The following is an 18,491-nucleotide window of genomic DNA, read 5'->3' as shown; positions in this document are numbered from 1 at the left end:
GGACGTTTGCCCTCGATTCCGAAAAGCGCCCGCTGGCAAGCGGGCTCGTTTCGCCCCAAACGCTCAAATAGGATCTTCCCTCCTAGGTCGCCCCATGGAAATGGAGCGCAAGGAAAAGTGCGGGGTCGCGGGCGTCGTGCTGCCCGCCGGCCACGCCGCGCCCCTTCTGTACTATGCGCTCATGGCGCTGCAGCACCGCGGCCAGGAGTCGGCCGGCATCGTCGTCCACGACGCGGGCGCCACCCGCGCGCACCGCGGCATGGGGCTTGTGGAGAACGTCTTCTCGCCCGAGGTGCTCGCCCGCCTCACGGGATCCCGGGGCATCGGGCACGTGCGCTACAGCACGACGGGCGGATCCGTGATCGAGAACGCGCAGCCCGTCCTCGTCTCTTCGGCCTTTGGTGACATCAGCCTTGGCCACAACGGCGACATCGCGAACTCGCGCGAGCTGCGCGAGAGCCTGCAGGCCAAGGGTTGGGCCTTCCTCTCCACGACCGACTCCGAGGTCGCCGTGCGCATGCTCGCCAACGCGCTTGCCGAGACGAAGGACCCCGTCCGCGCCATCCGCCGCACGATGGGCGAATGGACGGGCTCCTACTCGCTTGCGCTCATGATCGGGGACACGGTGTACGCCGTCCGCGACCCGCTGGGCATCAAGCCCCTCTGCTACGGCGAGCTTCCCGGCGGCGGCTTCGTCGCGGCCTCCGAGAGCGTCGCGCTCGACATCCTTGGCGCCACGTTCGTCCGGGACCTTGCCCCGGGCGAGATCCTCGAGATCGGCACGGCCGGCGTGAAGAGCCACGCGCCCGCGGCCTCCAAGGAGAAGGCGCACTGCCAGTTCGAGTACGTGTACTTCGCGCGCGCGGACTCCGTGATCGACGGGCGCCACGTGTACGACGTGCGCATGCGCTTGGGCGAGATCCTCGCCAAGGAGGCGCCCGTCTCGGCCGACATCGTCACGGCCGTGCCCGACTCGGGACGCACGCACGCGCTCGGCTTTGCCCAGGCCGCGGGCATCCCGTTTGCCGAGGGCCTCATGAAGAACCGCTACGTGCACCGCACCTTCATCATGCCCGGCCAGGAGCACCGCCAGGTGGGCGTGAAGCTCAAGCTCAACGCCGTGCCAAGCGTCGTGAAGGGAAAGCGCGTCGTGCTCGTCGACGACTCGATCGTGCGCGGCACGACCATGCGCCGCATCGTGCAGATGCTGCGCGACGCCGGCGCGCGCGAGGTCCACGTTCGCATCGGAAGCCCGCCCATCAAGTCGCCCTGCTACCTTGGCATCGACATGCCCACGCGCGAGGAGCTCGTCGCCTCGTCAAAGTCGATCCCCGAGATCGCCGCGATGATCGGCGCCGACAGCCTCGCCTACCTCTCCGAGAAAGGCCTCGTCGAGGCCATCGGCATCCAAAAACGCGACCTTTGCCTGGGATGCCTCACGGGCGAATATCCGGTAAAGATTCCCGGCGAGAAGGTGCGCGGGCCGCAGGAGCTGCCGGCGTAAGGATCCTGGCCAGCGCGAGCAACCCGCGCGGCGTCGCGCGAAGCCCGCCTTCGGCGCTGGATTCGATCCATCCGATCCGGCGAAGCGTCCCGACGCGCTCGCAAACCGTCGACGGGGCAAGGCCAAGCTCGCGCGCCGCCTGCACCTGCGTGATGCCGCGCCGGTCGCCGACGAAGCGGGCAAACTCGACGGTGGAGTCGCCAAGCGCCGCGGCCTGCGCCTGGTCCATCGTCGTCGCCGAATCGGCCGCGCCCGCCGCGAAGTAGACGCGGCCGCGGGGCGTCGCCTTTGCGACCACGAAGCCGTGGCGCTCGAGCGTCCGCAGGTGGTAGGCAACGGTCGTCGGGTGGACGCCCAAGGCGCGGGCGATCGGGGAAGCACGCGCGGCCGGAGTTTCGCCCACGAGCTCGAGCACCCGCGCGCGCATCTCCTGCTGCGCGACCGCTTCGCGGCGAAGACGCGAGTAGACCGCGACCGCGGCCAAGAGGAGCGCGCCCGCGCCCGTGAGCAAGGAGATCGTGTCCCCGCGGAAGTCCGCGACGGTCGATGGGAAGGCGTTCGCAGAGGCCTCCGGCGCGCGGGCGAGAGCGTGGCCGTGCGGCCGCGCCTGCACGGAGCCATGCTCCGTCCGCTCGCCGTCCGCAGCGACCGCCGCGTCGAGGTCACGAGCGTCCGACCCCGCGGACTCGTCGAAGGAAGGAAGCGCGGAGGCGACCGGCGCGTGCGCATCGTCCACGAGCAGGCGCGCGAGATGCCGCAAGGTCGGCGGCGACTGCACGTCGACGAGCGGGAGCTCCCGCAGCGCGGAAAGGTCCTGGTCGAGAAGGGGAGCCGCTTCGTCGGGCAGCGGAGCCAGCACGGAGCGGACGTCCACTTGGACGACCTCGTGGGCGACCGGCCATTGCGCCCGGCTTGCGCCGACCCCGTTTGCCCCCGCGAAGGGCTCGTTGGAGGCCGCGACCGCCGCCGCGAGGCCGGGCGGGCGCGCGACGAAAGGCCCGGCGGCGGCCTTGGCCGCAGCGTCGGCTTCGTGCCATTTGAGATCGGCTCCGGCAGCCGACGCAATCCCCGGCAGCGCGGCCAGGAGGGCCAAGAATACCGACGCGGCGAGAACGGACCGTTGCATTCCGATCTTCCTTCGCTCCGCGCCAAGCTTAAACGTTCTATGACAAGCCGCGCTCAATTCGGTCGGGCGAGGAGAAGCGTTAAGACGGGAGAGCAGACGGATTCGGCCGGCGACGGAAGGAATTCAAGCCTCGCGAAGGGGAGCCCGCGGGTCGGTGTGACGCTTGGAGAAGACCGGATCCCGGGTCGCCGTGCTTCGGATCGCGATTGTCGTGTCGATGGCGCTTGCCAGCATGGCGCCGGGGGCCTCGGGGGACCCCGCGGAAACGTATGTTCCGTACCGCCAGGCCATCGTGGCCTCCGCCGGATGGGGCAACGGCGCGTACCCCGAGCCCAACCAGCCGGAGGACCGAGTGGGCCTTTGGACGAGCGCGACGACGTCGATGCGGCGCGCATACCTCGACGCGCACGTCCTGCAGGAGGCCGTGCCTCCGACGGCGGTCCCGGGCGTGGGAACGATCGCCGCCGTCTACCGCATCTTTGCGCATTACGGCGTCTGGAGGGACTGCAACGAAGACCGGTTCATGGGCGCGCCGGGCGCCCTCGAATACGGTAGTCGCCTGTTCGTAACGCCGCGGACGCTCATCGTCAACGCGAACTGCCCCATCGTGGAAGGCGAGCAAGGGCACAACGACGGCGCCACCATCCGCGAGCTGCGCTGGTTCGTGTCCGAACGAGAGGGACCGGCTGACCGGCGGTACGTCGGCTACGCCTGGTCGCGGCTGGGCGGGCCCCACGACGAAGCCCGCCCGTCGTTTGGAGACGTCGTGGCACCGATCCCCATTCCCGGCATCGAGGAAGCGGTCCGCGTCCTTGCCCCCGGTGCCGGAAGCGTCCTCGAGCTCAGGTTCCGCGACGATCGTCCCGCTCCGGTGCGCTCGTCCCCCATGGAGCCGCTCCTCGTTCCGGATCCCCTCCACGCCACGGGTCCCGCCGCATGCGCGGCTGGCGCGTGCCTCGGTTGGTGGAGCGACCCGTTCATCGTCGTCGAGCCTCTCCCCGACGGAAACCTCCGCACGACGCCGGTGGGGCGGATCACGACCTACGGCAGGTCGATTGACGCAGAGGCCGGGGGCGCCGGCTTCCCGATCGCCGGTTGGGACCCGGTCGGAGGCTCCTACCGAATCCGAGACGTCGACGATTTCGGAGGCGTCGACGTCGACGCGCAGGTTCCCTGCGTGGGCGGCGGGGTCCTAACGGACGTGCGCACGGGGTCTGCGGCGCAAGGAGAGATCGCCGTTTCGGGCCAAGGATCCGCCACATCGCGTCCCTGCTTTGGTTCGGGATTGGGCCTTGCCATCGCGCGCGGCGGCGACGCCGCGTGCGACGGTGTGGCCATCGTCTGCATCGCGGTGAGTTCCGATCGGACCGCGCGGTGCGGAGACGCGATCCTGTGCCTTGCCGCGGGCTTCCAGCGAGTGGATTGCGAGACGGCATCCCTGTGCGTCGGCGCCAGCCGAAACGGTCCGGTGGTGGGCACCGAGGTCTGACCGCGCACCGAGGGACAAAGCCGCGGCGGACGCGCGCGGCGGCGGCACGCCGGTGCCCGCGCACGCGCCGCCGCAAACGGGAAACGCTCCCGGACGTCCGACCCAACGTTCTTGACGACGAACGTCCGTGCCCGCGCGATGCCGATCGAAGTCGCCGACTTCCAGAAGATCGACATTCGAGTGGGCCGCGTCCTCGAAGCGCGCGTCAGCGAGAAGGCGCGAAAGCCCAGCTATGCGCTGCGCATCGACTTTGGCCCGCTTGGCGTGAAGACGAGCAGCGCCGCCGTGCGCCCGTGGTACAAGCCGGAAGAGCTCGTCGGCCGGCAGGTCGTCGCCGTCGTCAACTTCCCGCCCCGCAACGTGGCGGGCGTCGAGAGCGAGGTCCTCGTGCTCGGGGCGGTGGAGCAAGACGGGCGCGTCGTGCTCCTCCAGCCGGACGCGGAGGCCACGCTTGGATCGAGGATCGCCTGATTTTTATGACCCTAAAAGTTTTATGACCCTAAAACACGCGCACGCAAACGTCGACCAGTTCTCCCGCGTCGCCGCGTCGTACGACCGCCCGATGCTGCGGCGATTCTTCCGCCGCACGCACGAGGCCACGCTCGAGGGCATCGACGTGCGCGGCAAGCGATGCCTCGACGCAGGCGGCGGGACGGGCGAGCTCGCGCGGCTTCTGCGCGAGCGGGGCGCGGCGCTTTCCGTGGTGGCCGACCTTGCGCTTCCCATGGCCGCCGTCGCGCGCGGCAAGGGGCTTCCCGCCGCGGCCGCCGACGCGACGCGCCTTCCCTTCCGCGACGGGGCGTTTGCGCTCGCGTTCACCACGAACTCGCTCCACCATTGGGACCCGTGGCCCCTTGGCGTGGCCGAGATGCGCCGGGTCGTCGCGCCCGGCGGGCTTGTCGTGGTCGAGGACTTCGCCTCGCACGGGCTTGGAAACCGCGTCGTGAACGGCCTTGCGCGCGCCTTCGAGCCCTCGCACGTGGGCTTCCTGTCGGTCCACGATCTTGGCGGGGCCATGCGCGCCGCGGGGCTGGCCGACGTCGTCGTGCGCGTGGCGCGGGGGCCGCTGCGGCTCAACCTTCTCGTGGCGACCGGGCGCGTCAGCGCTTGACGACGATCGCTCCGGCCAGGCGCCCGCAGATCTCGCGGCGCTTCTCCTCGGGCGCGTCGAGCACCTCGAAGAGCACGTCCGTGAGGCTCTCGGCAAAGAGGATCTCGACGCGGGCGTCGGCCTCGTCGAGGAGCACGTCCTTGCGCGAGTTCTCGGGCACGAGCACGCCGGCGTAGCCGGCGTCGGCGGCGGCCTCGATCATCTGCGTGACGCCCGCGACGGAGCGCAGCGCCCCCGTCACGGTGAGAGTGCCCACCATGGCGTAGCGCTGGTCGACGGGGACGCGCTCGACGGCGGAGATCGCCGCGACGGCGGCGGCAAGGCCGATGCCCTCGGCCTCGATGCCCTCGCCCGTGGCGATGGCCTGCACGTGGACGTCGAGGTCCTTCACGGCTTCGCCGCGAAGCGTCTTCACGATGGCCTCGACGTTCTCGGCGGCCGTGGGGCTTGCCGCCTGGAGCGTGCGGTTGGCGACGAAGGTGCCCGCGTTGCGGTCGCGCGCGGGCGTGACGGCGGCCTCGCAGGGGACGACCACGCCGGCGGGCTCGCCGACGTCGCCGCCGCCCATGAAGCCCAGGGCCGCGGCCGCGCCGATCACGCTGCCCTCGACGCGCACGGCGTCGCTTGCGCGCTGCTTGTCGAGCGCGCGCTCGACGATCTGCTGCTCGAGCGAGCGTGAGGTGCGCTTGGCGGCGCGAACGTGCTCGGCCGTGACGGCCGCGGCGCTCTGCTCGCGCGCGATGTCGCCGGCCGTGCGGACGAGGCCGCCAAGCTCGCGCAGGCGTAGCGTGAGCTTGCCGGAGCGGCCCGCGCGGCGCTGCGCCTCGCGGATGACAAGCGCCACGGCGCCGGCCTCGAAGTGGGGGATGCGGCCGTCGCGGACGACCTCCTGGGCTACGAAGCGGACGAGCTTTCGGCGGTTCTCGCTCGTGTCGTCCATGGAGCTTGCCACGTAGACCTCGTAGCCGTACCCGCGGATGCGCGAGCGCAGCGCCGGGTGCATGCCCGTGTTGCTGCCGGGCTCGGCGACGCGCACGGCGTCGAGGTTGCCTGCGGCCACGAGGATGAAGTCGCAGGGAAGGGGCGTCGTGCGCACCATGGCGCCCGAGCTCCGCTCGCTTTGTCCCACGATGGGATATTGGCGGTCCTGCATGGCCGTGAGGAGGGCCTGCTGGCTCTCGAGGCGCAGGACGTTGATCTCGTCGAGGAACAGGATGCCCTTGTGCGCTCGGTGGATGGCGCCGACCTCGACGCGCTGGTGCGTAGGCGTCTCGAGGCCGCCGGACTGGAAGGGGTCGTGGCGGACGTCGCCAAAGAGCGCGCCGGCGTGCGAGCCCGTGGCGTCGACGTAGGGCGCCGGGCGGGCCTTTGCTCCGTTCTCAAGGAGAAGCTTCGGGACGAGGTTGTCCTCCTTGACGCGGAACTGCATGACGATCATGGCAAAGAAGAGCGCGCCGATCACCGCGATGAGCACGGCCATGTAGTCGTCCTTGAGCACGAAGAAGACGAGGCCGAAGGCGAGGATGCCAAAGGCGAGCGCCCACTCGACGACGCGAAGCCCCCAGATCTTGAACCGCGCGGAGCGGCGGATCTTGGCGATGTAGGGGCGCCCCTCGCCTCCGGGCACGGCCTTCACGATGGGCTCGTTGGGGTCCTTGGGGTTGGCGCTGACGAGGAGGTCGTCCTGCTTCTCGCTGGGGAGAAGCTCGGTCATCGCCTTTGCGATCATGGACTTGCCCGTGCCGGGGTCGCCGATGAGCAGGAGGTGGCGCTTCTGCGTGGCCGCCTTGATCGCGACTTCCACGGCCTGGTCCTGCCCGATGACCTGGTCGATGAGGCGCGCGGGCACTTCGACGGAGGCCGTCGTCTCGACGCCTTCGTCGCGGATCCACTGGTCGGGCGTTCTCGTTTCGATGGGCTCGGACGGGCGGCTGGACGTCATGGCTTCTTCTCTCCTGGAGCTGGAAGTTCCTTCGTCGTCACCTTGACGCGGCCCACGAGCACGCGGGCCACGATGGCAGCGCCAAGCGCGCCGCCGACGAGGAGGAACGGAAGCGTGAACTCGCGCTTGGGCGGCTGCGTGATGGCGGTTTCGGTCTTCGAGGGCGTAAGCGGAACGGGCGAGGGTCCCAGGGGAACCGAGACGGTCTCGCGAAGCTCCCCCACGACGAGCGAGCCCGCGTCGGAGTACGCGACGAATTCGCGCGAGCCGAAGAGGACGATGGCGTCCGCGCGGTCCTGCGCGAAGCTCTCGTTGAACGCGCCGTGAACGGGGTCGCGGCGCATGCGGTTCTCGGGAAGGTCCACGGCTAGGTCGCGGCGGTACGCAAGCTCGCCCGACCCGGCAAAGGCGAAGAGCTGCTTGCGCACGCGCGGCGCAAGCTCGGCAAGCGGCGTCCCCTGGTTGGGGTCGCTCTGGTTGGCGACGGGGATCTCCTGGTAGATCACGTGGTACGTGTCGCTCGTGGCCTGCCGCGTGACGGCGAGGATGCGCGCCTCGCGCGCGGGCGGGTCGGTGGGCTCGCGCAGCGCGCGGCCGAAGTCGCGCGCGCTCGACCAGGTGCTGCCGTCCTTGCTCACCGTGAAGACGGCGCGGACGCGGTCGCCCGCGCGCTGCTCGAAGGCAAGGAGGCCCAGGCGGTCGTTGTCGGCGGGGAGGAGGAAGAGGTCGCCTGCGAAGGGCAGTCGTCCGCGGTAGCTCGTGTTGCCGGCGGCGGGATCGAGCGCGAGGATGGCGATGTCGCCGATCTCGAGCCGCTCGCCCTCGAGGCCCGGCTGCGCCGTGCAGGCGACGAACAGGAGCCCGCGGTGCGGGTGCGCGTTGCTCGCGGCCGCGCAGGGGCCCATGACGTGCTCGTCCGAAAGCCGCTGCCAGGGGGCGGCCGGATCGGCCGTCGACCATGCGACGTCGACGAATCCGGAGGGCCCGTGGGCGGAGCGCGCGTCCCGGGCAAGGCCGTGCTCCTGCCAGGCGAGGAAGACCGTCCCGTCGTCGAGGGACAGGGAGATGCGGGAGAGGACGGCCCCCTCGGTCCATGGGGCGAGGATCGCCGGGGGACTTGCCAGGGCGGCGGTTCCCGGGAACGGGCCAAGCTTCCAGACGCCAAGCACCGTGGGGCCGGTCTCTCCGCGGCGGGACCACAGCGCGGCGAGCACGAGGTTCCCCTCGTCGTCGGCGACAAGGGCCACCTCCTCGCCCAGAAGATCGTCTTGGGGCGCGGGGATGGGCGTCGTAGCGAAGGTGAGCCCGCCGTCTTCGGAAACGAGGAGCGCGTGGGGCGTGCCGGCGCGGCTGGCCGGCGTGGGGCTTCCGGCAAGCGTGCCGGCAAGCGCGGCGATCGCGACGTGCCGCGGGTTTGAGGGGTTCACGGCAAGCGCGGGCGCCCCAAAGACGTGCGCGCCGTCGGCCACGCGCGTGGGGCAGGGCGGCGCAAACGGGCCCGAGCTTGGGCAGTCGAAGTCGAGACGGTACCCGCGGGACGTCTCGTCCACTTCCCCGCTGGGCGGGAAGCCGTGCGCGGCGCCCGTCTCCGGGGCCGAATCGAGGGAAAGTGGCAGGGGCGCGGGCAAGGCGGCGGCCGCGGGCGCGAGCGCCAGGACGGCAAGGAGGATCGCCTTCATCGCCGTCGCCTCCCGGGCCCCGCGCCGGCGGCAAGGCGCGCGGCCAACAGGCGGCGCAGGGCTTCGGCCGAGACGGCCGCGGCCACGACGCCGGCACCCACGTTCACGAGCGCCGGGGCGACCTCGGCCACCGGCACGGCCTCGGGGACGGGCGGCGTCTCGTGGAAGACGATCGCGTCCTCGCGCTCGTCGAGCTCGAGGATCTCGGCGAAGACGAAGATCGAGTAGTCCGTGAAGACCATGAATTCGCGGCCTTCCACCTCGATCAGGCTGTCGCGCGTGTCCGCGTAGGCGCCCGTGTTGCGCGGCGGGTCGTCGAAACGGAACACCTCGCCCCGGTCGCGGACGTCGAGATCGAGGTTGACAAGCGGCGTGGCCAAGGGATCCAGGACGACAAGCGCCTTGCGCCAGTGGGCGGTCTTGCGCGCGGCCTCGCCGTCGCCGGACTCCTCGATCCAGAGCAGGTGGATCGTGTTCGTCACGGACCGGTAGAGCATGGAGTTCACGCGCGCGTTGGCCGCTGGAAGAAGCGGGTCTCGGATGCGCTCGGCGAACTCGTACGCGCGACCGAAGCTGCCTTCGACGGGGCCCGTCGCAAGCTGGGCGGCGACGGTCCCGTCTCGCGTCTGCACGGAGGCGATCGCCATGCGGCCCGTCTGGCTCACGGAGAGCGTGAGCTGCCCGTCGGGAACGGGCGCCTTCGTGAGCGCGCGACGGACGCCGCGCACGGGGTCGATCTCGTACACGACGACGTCGCCCTCCTTGCCGTGCGGGAAGCCGGGGGCGGGCCCGGCAAGCGTGCAGGCCACGTAGACCTTGTCCGCGTAGGAGGCGGCGTTGCTCATGCTCGCGCAGGGGCCCACCGCGAGGCTCGCGTTGAGAAGCTTCCAGCCGGAGACGAGGTCGTTGGGCGTGATGGCGCCAACGAGGAAGCGCGGCCCGCGAACCTCGTCGAGGAACGTGGCGCGACGGTCTCGCGGCGGGGGCGCGCTCTGGTTGGAGGACTCGTTGCCCGACGGCGGCTCGTCCGCGGGCGGCTCGGTCGGCACGTCAAGCGCGGGCTCCCGCTCCTCCCAGAACAGCGCCACGTTCGCGGAGGCGGGCAGCGCCGCAAGCCACACGCGGTCGATGGCGCGGCCGGGCACGGTGGAGGTGAAGACGCCGTTTGGGAAGGCGTAGTTGAGTGCGATGCCAAGGTCGGGATCGAACTTCCAGTTCGCGATGTAGTACTGCCAATCGGCGCCCGTCTTCTTCGAGTACAGCGAGGCGATGTAGATGTTGCCGATCTCGTTCATGATGGCGTGGACGTCCTCGCCGTACACGGCGCCGCGGCCGTCGTCGATCTCGTCGGGCGGGAAGTACGGCTGGTCCTGCCAGTCCTGCCCCGCCGAGAGCACGCCTCCAAGCGAGGTCGAGATGGGGACGGCCGAGTGGGTGAAGGTGGTGTGCGTCTGCCGACCGCGGGAGCGGGCCGTGGGGCCGTCCTGCAGGGTCCCGTGGAGGCTCGAGAGGATGATGTCGTTGGGATTGAGCGGGCTTACGGCGACCGTGGGGTTGCCCAGAAGATCGTCCACGTCGATGATCCGCAGGGGACAGGGCGGGTCCGAGAAATCCAGGACCGGCGGCGGGCATTGGAATTGAATCGAGTAGGAACCGGCCGTGACGGGCGCAAGCCGCGGGTCGCCCCGTTGCGGAACGACGCCTCCTGCGAGCTCGGCTGCCGCGTCGAGGGCGCCGTGACGGACGGAGAGCGGCGTGAGCTTCGAGGGCTCCTCCAGGATGTGAAGGTGGCCGGCGTGAGCCATGGCCTCGGGAGCCGCGGCCAGCAGCAGGGGAAGAAGCAAGGCGGCGGGAAGGAAACGCTTCACGGGAACGCCTCCCCCGGCTTAGGTCCAAGCCACGTGGGTTGTGCGGAACCCCAGGTTCGCATCGTGAAGTCCGTCCGCTCGACCGCGGGAAGGAGGAGCGCGCTTCCTTCCGCGCCGCCATAGTGAATCGTGTTCTGCGGCATCGCGCCCGTGGGCAGCACGTACGACGCGTCGCTCGCGGAGATCGCAAGGCCGATCGCGTGGCCCGCCCGGAACACGTAGTCCTCGGGCTGCATGGACACGGGCACCTTGTACGGGGTACCCGGCGTGCCGTGGCTGGGCTTGTCGAGCCCGTCGCGGTGGCGGATCGTGTGCACGCCCTTGTTGACGAGCACCCACGAGCCGTCCGGGTGGATGTCGTACAGGCGCGCCACCACGTTCGTGTTGGCCTTGTCCGACGAAACGAGCACCGACGCGACGGGCCGGCCCGCGTAGTGCACGGCCTCGGCAAGGGGCTCGGAGGCGAAAACAAGCCGTGCCGGCCCCGCGCCGTCCATGACGCGCGAGCTTCGCGTCCCGATCTCGCCGGCGTCCTCGAAGGGGTCCTCGCGGAAGATCGCCGTGCCGGCCGCGGCAGGCTCGCGGGAGAGCGTGCGGTCGCCAAGGTGGAAGGCGACGGGCGTGGCGTCCGCCGGCGGCCAGGCGGTCTCGTGCCGCCAGCGGCCGAGGTTGTCCTGCACCTCGATGAGGTTGTAGGTCGCATCGGCGCCATTGGGGATCGCAAGGAGATGGAAGTCGAACCAGCGGTGGACCTCCTCCCACCAGTCCGTGCGGCCCGTGCCGGGCGCATCGGTCCCCATGAAGTGGTCCGCCTGATAGAGGAAGGCGCGCTTGGGCCCGCCGTAGCCCGCGTACCACGGGTCGATGTGGTCGGGCCGCGCGTTGATGTCGTAGAAGCCGTGCGTGTAGAACATGGCCGCCGTGGCGTCCTTCGCGCGCTCGCGCAGGTCGCGGACCGTGAACCAGCCGTTGTAGTCGCCCGAGGGGTCGTTGGCCCACACCTGGTTCTCGACGGCGCACGTCTGCGAGGGCAGGTGTTGGCCCTCGTGGCCCGTGAGGAACTGCGCCCAATTCACGCCAAGGACGCTCGTCGGGTTCGAAACGATCTGCAGCGGCGAGGGGATGCCAAGGCCGTAGTTGAAGCTGTAGCCCATCGACATGCCCGGCGTCCACCCGGCGAACTTGGCGCCGCCCTTGCCCACGCCGTGGTACACGTCGGCGATGGGCGCGATGGGGACGATCGCGGCGAGGTACGGCGACTTCGAGACGGCGGCCATCTGCTGCGTCCAACCGTCGTAGCTTCCGCCGATCATGCCGACCTTGCCGTTGCTCCAGGGTTGCGTGGCAAGATACTCGACGAGCGCGGCCGCGTCGCCCTGCTCGCCGGGGCCGCCAAGATCGAGGCATCCGCCGGAGAGGCGCGTTCCGCGAAGGTCGGCGAGCGCGACGGCGTAGCCGCGCGGCGCGAAGTAGCGCAGCGTCTGCGCGTAGAGCCCGCCTCGGGGCGTGTTGTTGTTCTCGGGGTCCTTCGAATCCTCGAAGTAGGGCGAAACGATCAGGATCGTGGGCACGGGCCGGTCGATCTCGGGACGCCAGAGGTCGAGCGCAAGCGGCGTCGCGTCAAAGGACGGGATCGTGAGATTGAGCCACCCGACCGTGACGTTCTCCAGGCGGGCCGAGAGGCCGCTTGAGGTGAGGTTCTCGGCGATGGGCTCGGGCTTGGGCGGCAGGGGCTCGTAGACGAAAAACTCGAGGGAGTCCTTCAACTCGGTTCCAAGGCAGCCGGAAAGGACCGGAGCGGCCAGGAGAACCAGGAGTGCCGCAACCGCGCGCCAGGGCGCCTTCCCACCCGTCGACATGCGCGGCGTGCTCCCCTCGGAAGCACATGAAGGTTATGGTGACGACGCTGGATGGATCAGGGCCGGCGGCGCCGGCCCGCGCCCGCCGCCTGGCGCTGAGCCGCCAGCCGCCAAATGGCCACGCTTGCCACCGTGCCGGCGACGACCCCGGCACCCGCGTGCACGGTGCTCACGACGGCTTCCGCCGCGGGCAGGGCTTCGGCGGCCGGCGGCGCGCTCGACAGCGCGATCGCGAACGGACGCTGGTCGTGCTCGATCACGCGCGCCATGACGATGACTCCGTAGTCGCCAAAGGCGAGGTACTCCGTCCCGCCGAAGTCGGCAAGCGTGTCCCGCGTGTCGCCGAAGAACCGCTGGTCGCCGCCCCAATCGGTGGGGAACGAGTTCTCCCCCTTGTCGGAGACGCCAAGATCGACCCGGAACAGCACGCGGCCCGTCGGCTCCGCCACGACGAACGCCTTGCGCCACATGGGCGCGGTGAGCGTGACCGGGGCGCCGTTTGGGTTGGGAGGCCCCCCGCGCGCGTCGTCCGTGCCGTCGAGGAAGACAAAATGGATCGTGTCGGTCTCGGCGCGGTGGAGGATCGCCTGCACGCGGGCGACCGTGAGCCTGCGCGAGGGGTCGTTCAGTCCCTCGATCGCGTGCGGCCCCCGCCAGGGGCCTTCCGGCGGCCCCGTTGCAAGCTCGACGCGCGCGCTTCCCGGCGAGGGCACGTCCACGGTGACGACGGCGAGCCGGTCCTCGCCCATGGCGGCAAGGACCGGTCGTCCGCCCGAGAGGGGCGTGGCCGTCCGCGATCGCAGCGCGCCGGTCTGCGGGTCGAGCCCGAGAACGTCGATGCGTCCCTCGGGCGCGTCGCCCTCGCCCGTTCCGACGCAAGCGACGTAGAGGAGGCCGGCGAGGCTTGCTGGAAGCGAGGCGTCGCGGCAAGGGCCGACGGAACCGTTGAAGGCCGTCCACTCGCCAAGCGAGCCGTCGCGGGAGACGGCGCCTTTGAGCATAAGCGGCGCCTCGGGGCTCGCCCGTTCGTGCCACAGCAGCACGGTGGACGCGATCTGGGGCACGTACACGAGCGCTGGAGCCCCCATCACGGCGCCCTTCTCCGGCTCGAAGTGCCCCGTCGGGTTGCCGTAGTCCAGCCGCCGCTCCTCCGGGCCGAACAGGAACGTCAGCAGGTAGTAGCGCCAACCGCCGCCGTCCGCGTACGCGTACAGTGGCGAGAGGACGAGGTTGCGGTCGCCATCGAGCGTCGCGTGGATGTCCACGCCAAGATGCCGGTCCCCGCGGTCGGCCTTCGGCGAACCGTAGTACTGGTCCTGCCACGACGCGCCGCCGTTGAAGGTGGTGAAGGTCGAGTGGGGGATGCTGGAGCCTCGGGCGATGGGCGTGGGACCGTCCTCGCGGCTCCCGTGGATGATCGCAAACGCCATCCGATTGGGGTCCTGCGGGTCGGCCACGAAGCCGGGGTTGCCATGAAGCCAGCCCCACGCCGGATCGTGCACGCGCATGGGGCAGCCGCTTGGCACGACCGGAAGCGGCGCGGGGCAATCGAAGGTCACCGAATACGAAACGTCCTGGTCAGCGTCCAAACCGCGCGGCGACGGCGTCGGATCGAGGACAAGCGAGGGCAGCTCGGGCAGCGGCATCGAGGCCACGACGGGCGCCAGGAGCACAAGCGCCGTCCAGGCCGCCAAAGGCGAGGCCACGATCCGCCCCGTTGCGCACGCGCCGTGCCGACCCGCCATGCGCGGCTCCTTCGCGAGCAGGGCCATGACGCTTTTGGTCGCGACGCTGAACGGAGGCCCCGCGCATCGCCAAGGTATTTAATCGCGGGGCGGGTATGGCGCCGCATGGCTCGCCGCCGCAGCGGCCGCAAGCACGCCAAGACGAAGACCGCGCGGCGCGCGCCCGCCACGGCGAAGTCGCCCCCCCGCGCGACCCCTGCGGCAGGCAAACGCCTTTCCGACTGGGAGAAGCGCGTCCTTGCGCCCCACCTTGCGAAGTCGCCCGAGCGCGCCGCCAACTTCCGCACGCTCTCCGAGGTCGAGCCGCCGGTCGTGGCCACGCCCGAGCACCTGCGTGGCTTCTCGTACGACCGGAAGCTTGGCTGGCCGGGTGAGTACCCCTTCACGCGCGGCATCCACCCCAACATGTACCGGGGCCGCGTCTGGACGATGCGGCAGTTCGCGGGCTTTGGCTCCGTCGAGGAGACGAACGAGCGGTTCAAGTACCTCCTCGCGCACGGCCAAACCGGACTCTCGGTCGCCTTCGACTTCCCGACGCTCCACGGCTACGACAGCGACGATTCCCGCTCGCGCGGCGAGGTGGGGAAGACGGGCGTCGCCGTGTCGAGCCTGCGCGACATGGAGGACCTCCTGGAGGGGCTTCCCCTCGACGAGGTCACGACGTCCATGACGATCAACGGCCCGGCGGCGATGATCTGGGCCATGTACCTTGCCGCCGCCGAGCGCCACGGATTCCCCATGGCAAGCGTGGGCGGCACCATCCAGAACGACATCCTGAAGGAGTACATCGCGCAGAAGATGTTCATCTTCCCGCCCAAGCCGGCCATGCGGCTTGTGATCGACACCTTCGAGTTTGGAAGCCGCAACGTCCCGCGGTGGAACACGGTCTCGATCTCCGGCTACCACATCCGGGAAGCCGGCTCCACGGCCGTGCAGGAGCTAGCGTTCACGCTGCGCAACGGCATGGAGTACGTGAAGTGGGGCATCGAACGAGGGCTTGCCGTCGACGACTTCGCGCCGCGCCTGTCGTTCTTCTTCAACGCGCACAACGACCTCTTCGAGGAAGTCGCGAAGTTCCGGGCCGCGCGCCGCATCTGGGCCCGGTTCATGCGGGAGGAGGCCCGGGCGAAGAACCCGCGCTCGTGGCTCCTTCGCTTCCACACGCAGACGGCCGGATGCTCGTGCACGGCCCAGCAGCCCGAGATCAACATCGTGCGCACCACGATCCAGGCGCTCGCGGCCGTGCTCGGCGGCACGCAGTCGCTCCACACGAACTCCTTCGACGAGGCGCTTGCGCTTCCCACGGAGAAGGCCGTCCGCATCGCGCTCCGCACGCAGCAGATCCTCGCCCACGAGTCGGGCGTCGCCAACACGGCCGACCCCTTGGGGGGCTCCTACTACGTCGAGTGGCTCACGGACGAGATGGAGCGCCAGGCGGAGGACTACTTCGACCGCATCGAGGCCCAGGGCGGCGTCATCCCGGCCATCGAGAAGGGCTGGTTCCAGCGCGAGATCGCCGCCGCGTCCTACCGCTACCAGAAGGAGGTCGAGGCGGGGACACGCGTCGTGGTGGGCGTGAACAAGCACACCGAGACCGAGGAGAAGGACGCGCTTCCGATCCTCAAGGTCTCCGACGAATCCGAGGTCCGGCAACGGGCGCGCCTGCTGGAGCTTCGCCGCACGCGCGACGCGCGACGCGTGGACGAGTCCCTCGAGCGGCTCACGCGCGCGTGCGAGAAGGAGGGCAATCTCGTTCCGCCCATCCTCGAAGCCGTTCGCGCCTACGCCACGCTCGGCGAGATCCGCGCCGCCATGGTGAAGGTGTTCGGGGAGTACGAAGAGCCGGCAATGTTCTGAGCGCGCGGGGGGCGCGAGGAACTTGCCGGCGCCGTGGAACGCGGAGCGTTCCACCAAGCCGGCGGAGTTTTGAGTGAAACGAAAAACTCCGACGGCGACTTGGAACCGAGCGGAGCGAGGTTCCGCGGAGCCGGCGGAGTCCTGAAGCGCGGAGGGAGTTCCGACGGGAACGGGGACGCTGCCGTCACCGTCTGGAAGCGCTGCCGCTTGGGGCGAGGCCGTCGGCGGGACCTCCCGTGAGCAAGCCTTCCCGCCGGAGGCGCCAAACGCATCCATGCACGGTGGAAAGCGGCATGCCCGCTTCCTGCGCCACGGACCGAAGCGAGGCGTCCGGGCGGACCGAGAGGATCGCAAGCACGCGTCGGGGCGCCTCCTCGCGCAGGATGGCGGCCGCGCGGCGTCGGAGCGCAGGCTCGGCGCCGGCTTGCCACACGAGCGTGCGGTTGCCAAAGACTTCGATTCCGACCAAGCCCTCGGAAGCCATGCGATGCACGTGGTAGGTCACAGTCGCGCGGGTGACGCCCGCCTCGCGCGCCAGCGCGGAAAGCGTGACGCCGGGGCGCCGGCCCACAGCCTCGAAGATCGCCCGCCGCGTCGCGCTGCCCTCCAGGAGGTCGTGCGAGCGGATGCGCTGGTAGAGGCCCGCAAGCGCGAGCGCAAGCGTCGCGGCCATCCCGACCGTCCACAGGCCGGGCGAGGGCGGGGACGGATCCCGCCACGCGCCCCGCTCCTGGAACGGTGGGCTTGGCGCGCGCGGCGCGAGGGCGGGGTCTTCGGTCGGTTGCGACGGGGCCGACGCGGCGGCGCGGCTTGTCGCAAGCGCATCGACGAGGGCCTGCCATGCGACGGGCGGCTGCGCCGACGCGTCCGCCATCGTGGCGGGGGCCTCCGGGGCGGTACGCGCCGGATCGACGAGGCCGCGCGGCGGAGAGCCCACGGCGACGCCTTGGGCCTGCAACCGCACGGCGATCCGCGGAGGGCTCCCTTGGAACTCCGAACCAAGCCCAAGGTCGACGGGGCAAACCCACGACAACTCCTGAATCGCCGGTTCCCAAGCGTGCGGACAAGCCACGGCAGGCGCCGGCGGCAAGGGGATGCGGACAACCGGGAGATCGAGGGATCGCGTGTCGGCCTCCGCTTCAAGCCTAGAAACGCTTGCCGGCGGAACCGCGTTGGCGACTCGCGCCTTGTGGTGAATTTCGATTTGATCCGCGCCGATTTGCGCGTCGATCCCTTGCGTGCTTGCGGTCGCCTGCGAGTGGCCTGCCTCGTTCGTTTCCCGGTGCAACTGTGCCCAGGCCGCGCAGGGGCTGGCGAGCGCTGCAAGCGTCGCGGCCGTCAGCACCCAGCGCGCTGCCCGCGCCCCGCCTCTCCCCACGTCCTTGGGGTGTCCGCCGGCGGGCTTAATCCTTGTCGCGAGGTCGTGTCATGCCCCGCACCGGGGCCGTCCGGCCAGTGCAGAGAAGGCTTTTCTGCGCGGGCGCCCCGCCGGGTCGCATGCCCACAAGTTTCCGGTTCGGCAAGCCTGCGCACGCCCACGCCCGCCTTTGGCGCGGGCGCTTGGTGCTCGCGTCGACGATCGCGCTTCTGGTTCTACTTCTGGCAGGGTCCCACCCGGCCGCTTCCTACCACGAGGTCCAGGTTTGCTCCGACGCCCTCGGTGGGCCTGATTCCTGCGTGGGCGTGTGCGTCAACAACGACCGGCCGTGGGTGAGAGAGTCGTGCCTGCTTGAGATCAAACTGTGGGGCGGCGCGGGCGCGTGCGCGCATTTCGAAGGGCCCGAGAGCGCTTGGTGCGTCGTCCAGGACCCCGAGCGAGGCCGCGCCGTGTGCGTCGGCTCGTGGCCGAACTACGATCTCTGCGCTTCCTGGCTCCAATGACGGGGCGGACGACACAAACGACCTAGGGCGTGGCGCGGAGGTGAGAACCCTCCGCGGCCGGCGTTCGGCAAGCGGGGTCAAGAGAGAAAGCCTCCCGCGCAAACGACCCCCCGGCGCCCCGAACCGGGTGCCGGAGAGAAACCATGACCTCCACACCAAAACGCACCTTCGGCGGGCGCGTCGCGCTTGTCGCGCTGGCGCTTGCCCTCTCGGCCGTGACCTTCGCCGTCCCGGCGTCGGCCGACAAGTGCTCGAGCGCGACCGTAGCCCAAAACTGCGAGCACCAGTGCACGACGACACCCGACCCCAAGACGGGCAAGGGCGTCGAGCGCTGCGAAATCTGCTCGGTTGCCGTGCTGGGCACGTGCCACTACGACGCAAACCAGCTGCATCTTGCGCGCTAGCGCCGACTTCGCAATCTACGGCGGGC

Annotated in this window: 14 protein-coding genes; 7 read left to right on the top strand and 7 right to left on the bottom strand. The window is 70.4% G+C overall.

The genetic code is table 11. From position 1 onward, the window contains the following. The first annotated feature begins 94 nt into the window (after positions 1–94). Complete coding sequence (gene purF / locus VM681_00625; protein HVL86500.1) at positions 95–1,504, top strand: amidophosphoribosyltransferase; 1,410 nt, start codon at positions 95–97, stop codon at positions 1,502–1,504. Here the strand turns inward: purF and VM681_00620 are convergent. Beyond that, the gene (locus tag VM681_00620; protein HVL86499.1) at positions 1,437–2,630 is read right to left on the bottom strand and encodes a helix-turn-helix domain-containing protein; all 1,194 of its coding nucleotides are present in this window, start codon (positions 2,628–2,630) and stop codon (positions 1,437–1,439) included. The genes purF and VM681_00620 overlap by 68 nt on opposite strands. 163 nt (positions 2,631–2,793) lie before the next feature. On the opposite strand from VM681_00620, the gene VM681_00615 reads away from it, so the two are divergent. From VM681_00615 to VM681_00605, 3 genes are all read left to right on the top strand, one after another. Beyond that, entirely contained in the window at positions 2,794–4,119 is a 1,326-nt protein-coding gene (locus tag VM681_00615; protein ID HVL86498.1) for a hypothetical protein, read from the top strand. Positions 4,120–4,257: 138 nt separating this feature from the next. After that, entirely contained in the window at positions 4,258–4,590 is a 333-nt protein-coding gene (locus VM681_00610; protein ID HVL86497.1) for a tRNA-binding protein, read from the top strand. 22 nt (positions 4,591–4,612) lie between these two features. Continuing rightward, positions 4,613–5,230, top strand: a complete 618-nt coding sequence (locus tag VM681_00605; GenBank protein ID HVL86496.1) for a class I SAM-dependent methyltransferase — start codon at positions 4,613–4,615, stop codon at positions 5,228–5,230. On the opposite strand, the gene lonB is transcribed toward VM681_00605, so the two are convergent. The 5 genes from lonB to VM681_00580 are packed head-to-tail and all read right to left on the bottom strand — an operon-like array spanning position 5,220 to position 14,323. Beyond that, positions 5,220–7,172 (bottom strand): ATP-dependent protease LonB, encoded by a 1,953-nt coding sequence (gene lonB, locus VM681_00600; protein HVL86495.1) that lies wholly within the window; start codon positions 7,170–7,172, stop codon positions 5,220–5,222. The two genes, VM681_00605 and lonB, sit on opposite strands and share 11 nt — an antisense overlap. Then, the gene (locus VM681_00595) at positions 7,169–8,851 is read right to left on the bottom strand and encodes a hypothetical protein (GenBank protein HVL86494.1); all 1,683 of its coding nucleotides are present in this window, start codon (positions 8,849–8,851) and stop codon (positions 7,169–7,171) included. The genes lonB and VM681_00595 overlap by 4 nt, the downstream gene beginning before the upstream one ends. Further along, positions 8,848–10,719 carry a hypothetical protein gene (locus VM681_00590; GenBank protein ID HVL86493.1) on the bottom strand — a complete coding sequence of 624 codons (1,872 nt, stop codon included), beginning with the start codon at positions 10,717–10,719 and terminating at the stop codon, positions 8,848–8,850. Before VM681_00590 ends, VM681_00595 begins: the two co-directional genes overlap by 4 nt. After that, complete coding sequence (locus VM681_00585; GenBank protein ID HVL86492.1) at positions 10,716–12,578, bottom strand: CocE/NonD family hydrolase; 1,863 nt, start codon at positions 12,576–12,578, stop codon at positions 10,716–10,718. The genes VM681_00590 and VM681_00585 overlap by 4 nt, the downstream gene beginning before the upstream one ends. 56 nt (positions 12,579–12,634) lie before the next feature. Continuing rightward, complete coding sequence (locus VM681_00580) at positions 12,635–14,323, bottom strand: hypothetical protein (GenBank protein ID HVL86491.1); 1,689 nt, start codon at positions 14,321–14,323, stop codon at positions 12,635–12,637. 105 nt (positions 14,324–14,428) lie between these two features. Here VM681_00580 and VM681_00575 point away from each other — a divergent pair, with 105 nt between their 5' ends. Next, positions 14,429–16,180, top strand: a complete 1,752-nt coding sequence (locus tag VM681_00575) for a methylmalonyl-CoA mutase family protein (GenBank protein ID HVL86490.1) — start codon at positions 14,429–14,431, stop codon at positions 16,178–16,180. A gap of 184 nt (positions 16,181–16,364) precedes the next feature. On the opposite strand, the gene VM681_00570 is transcribed toward VM681_00575, so the two are convergent. Then, entirely contained in the window at positions 16,365–17,213 is an 849-nt protein-coding gene (locus VM681_00570) for a winged helix-turn-helix transcriptional regulator (protein HVL86489.1), read from the bottom strand. 464 nt (positions 17,214–17,677) lie between these two features. On the opposite strand from VM681_00570, the gene VM681_00565 reads away from it, so the two are divergent. Beyond that, a complete protein-coding gene (locus tag VM681_00565; protein ID HVL86488.1) occupies positions 17,678–18,061 on the top strand; it encodes a hypothetical protein in 384 nt (127 codons plus the stop codon). Positions 18,062–18,204: 143 nt separating this feature from the next. Beyond that, positions 18,205–18,465, top strand: a complete 261-nt coding sequence (locus tag VM681_00560; protein ID HVL86487.1) for a hypothetical protein — start codon at positions 18,205–18,207, stop codon at positions 18,463–18,465. The last annotated feature ends 26 nt before the right edge of the window (positions 18,466–18,491 follow it).

This window comes from Candidatus Thermoplasmatota archaeon (genome assembly GCA_035541015.1).
Lineage (GTDB): Archaea > Thermoplasmatota > SW-10-69-26 > JACQPN01 > JAIVGT01 > DATLFM01.
This window is presented reverse-complemented; position numbering and strand designations above follow the sequence as displayed.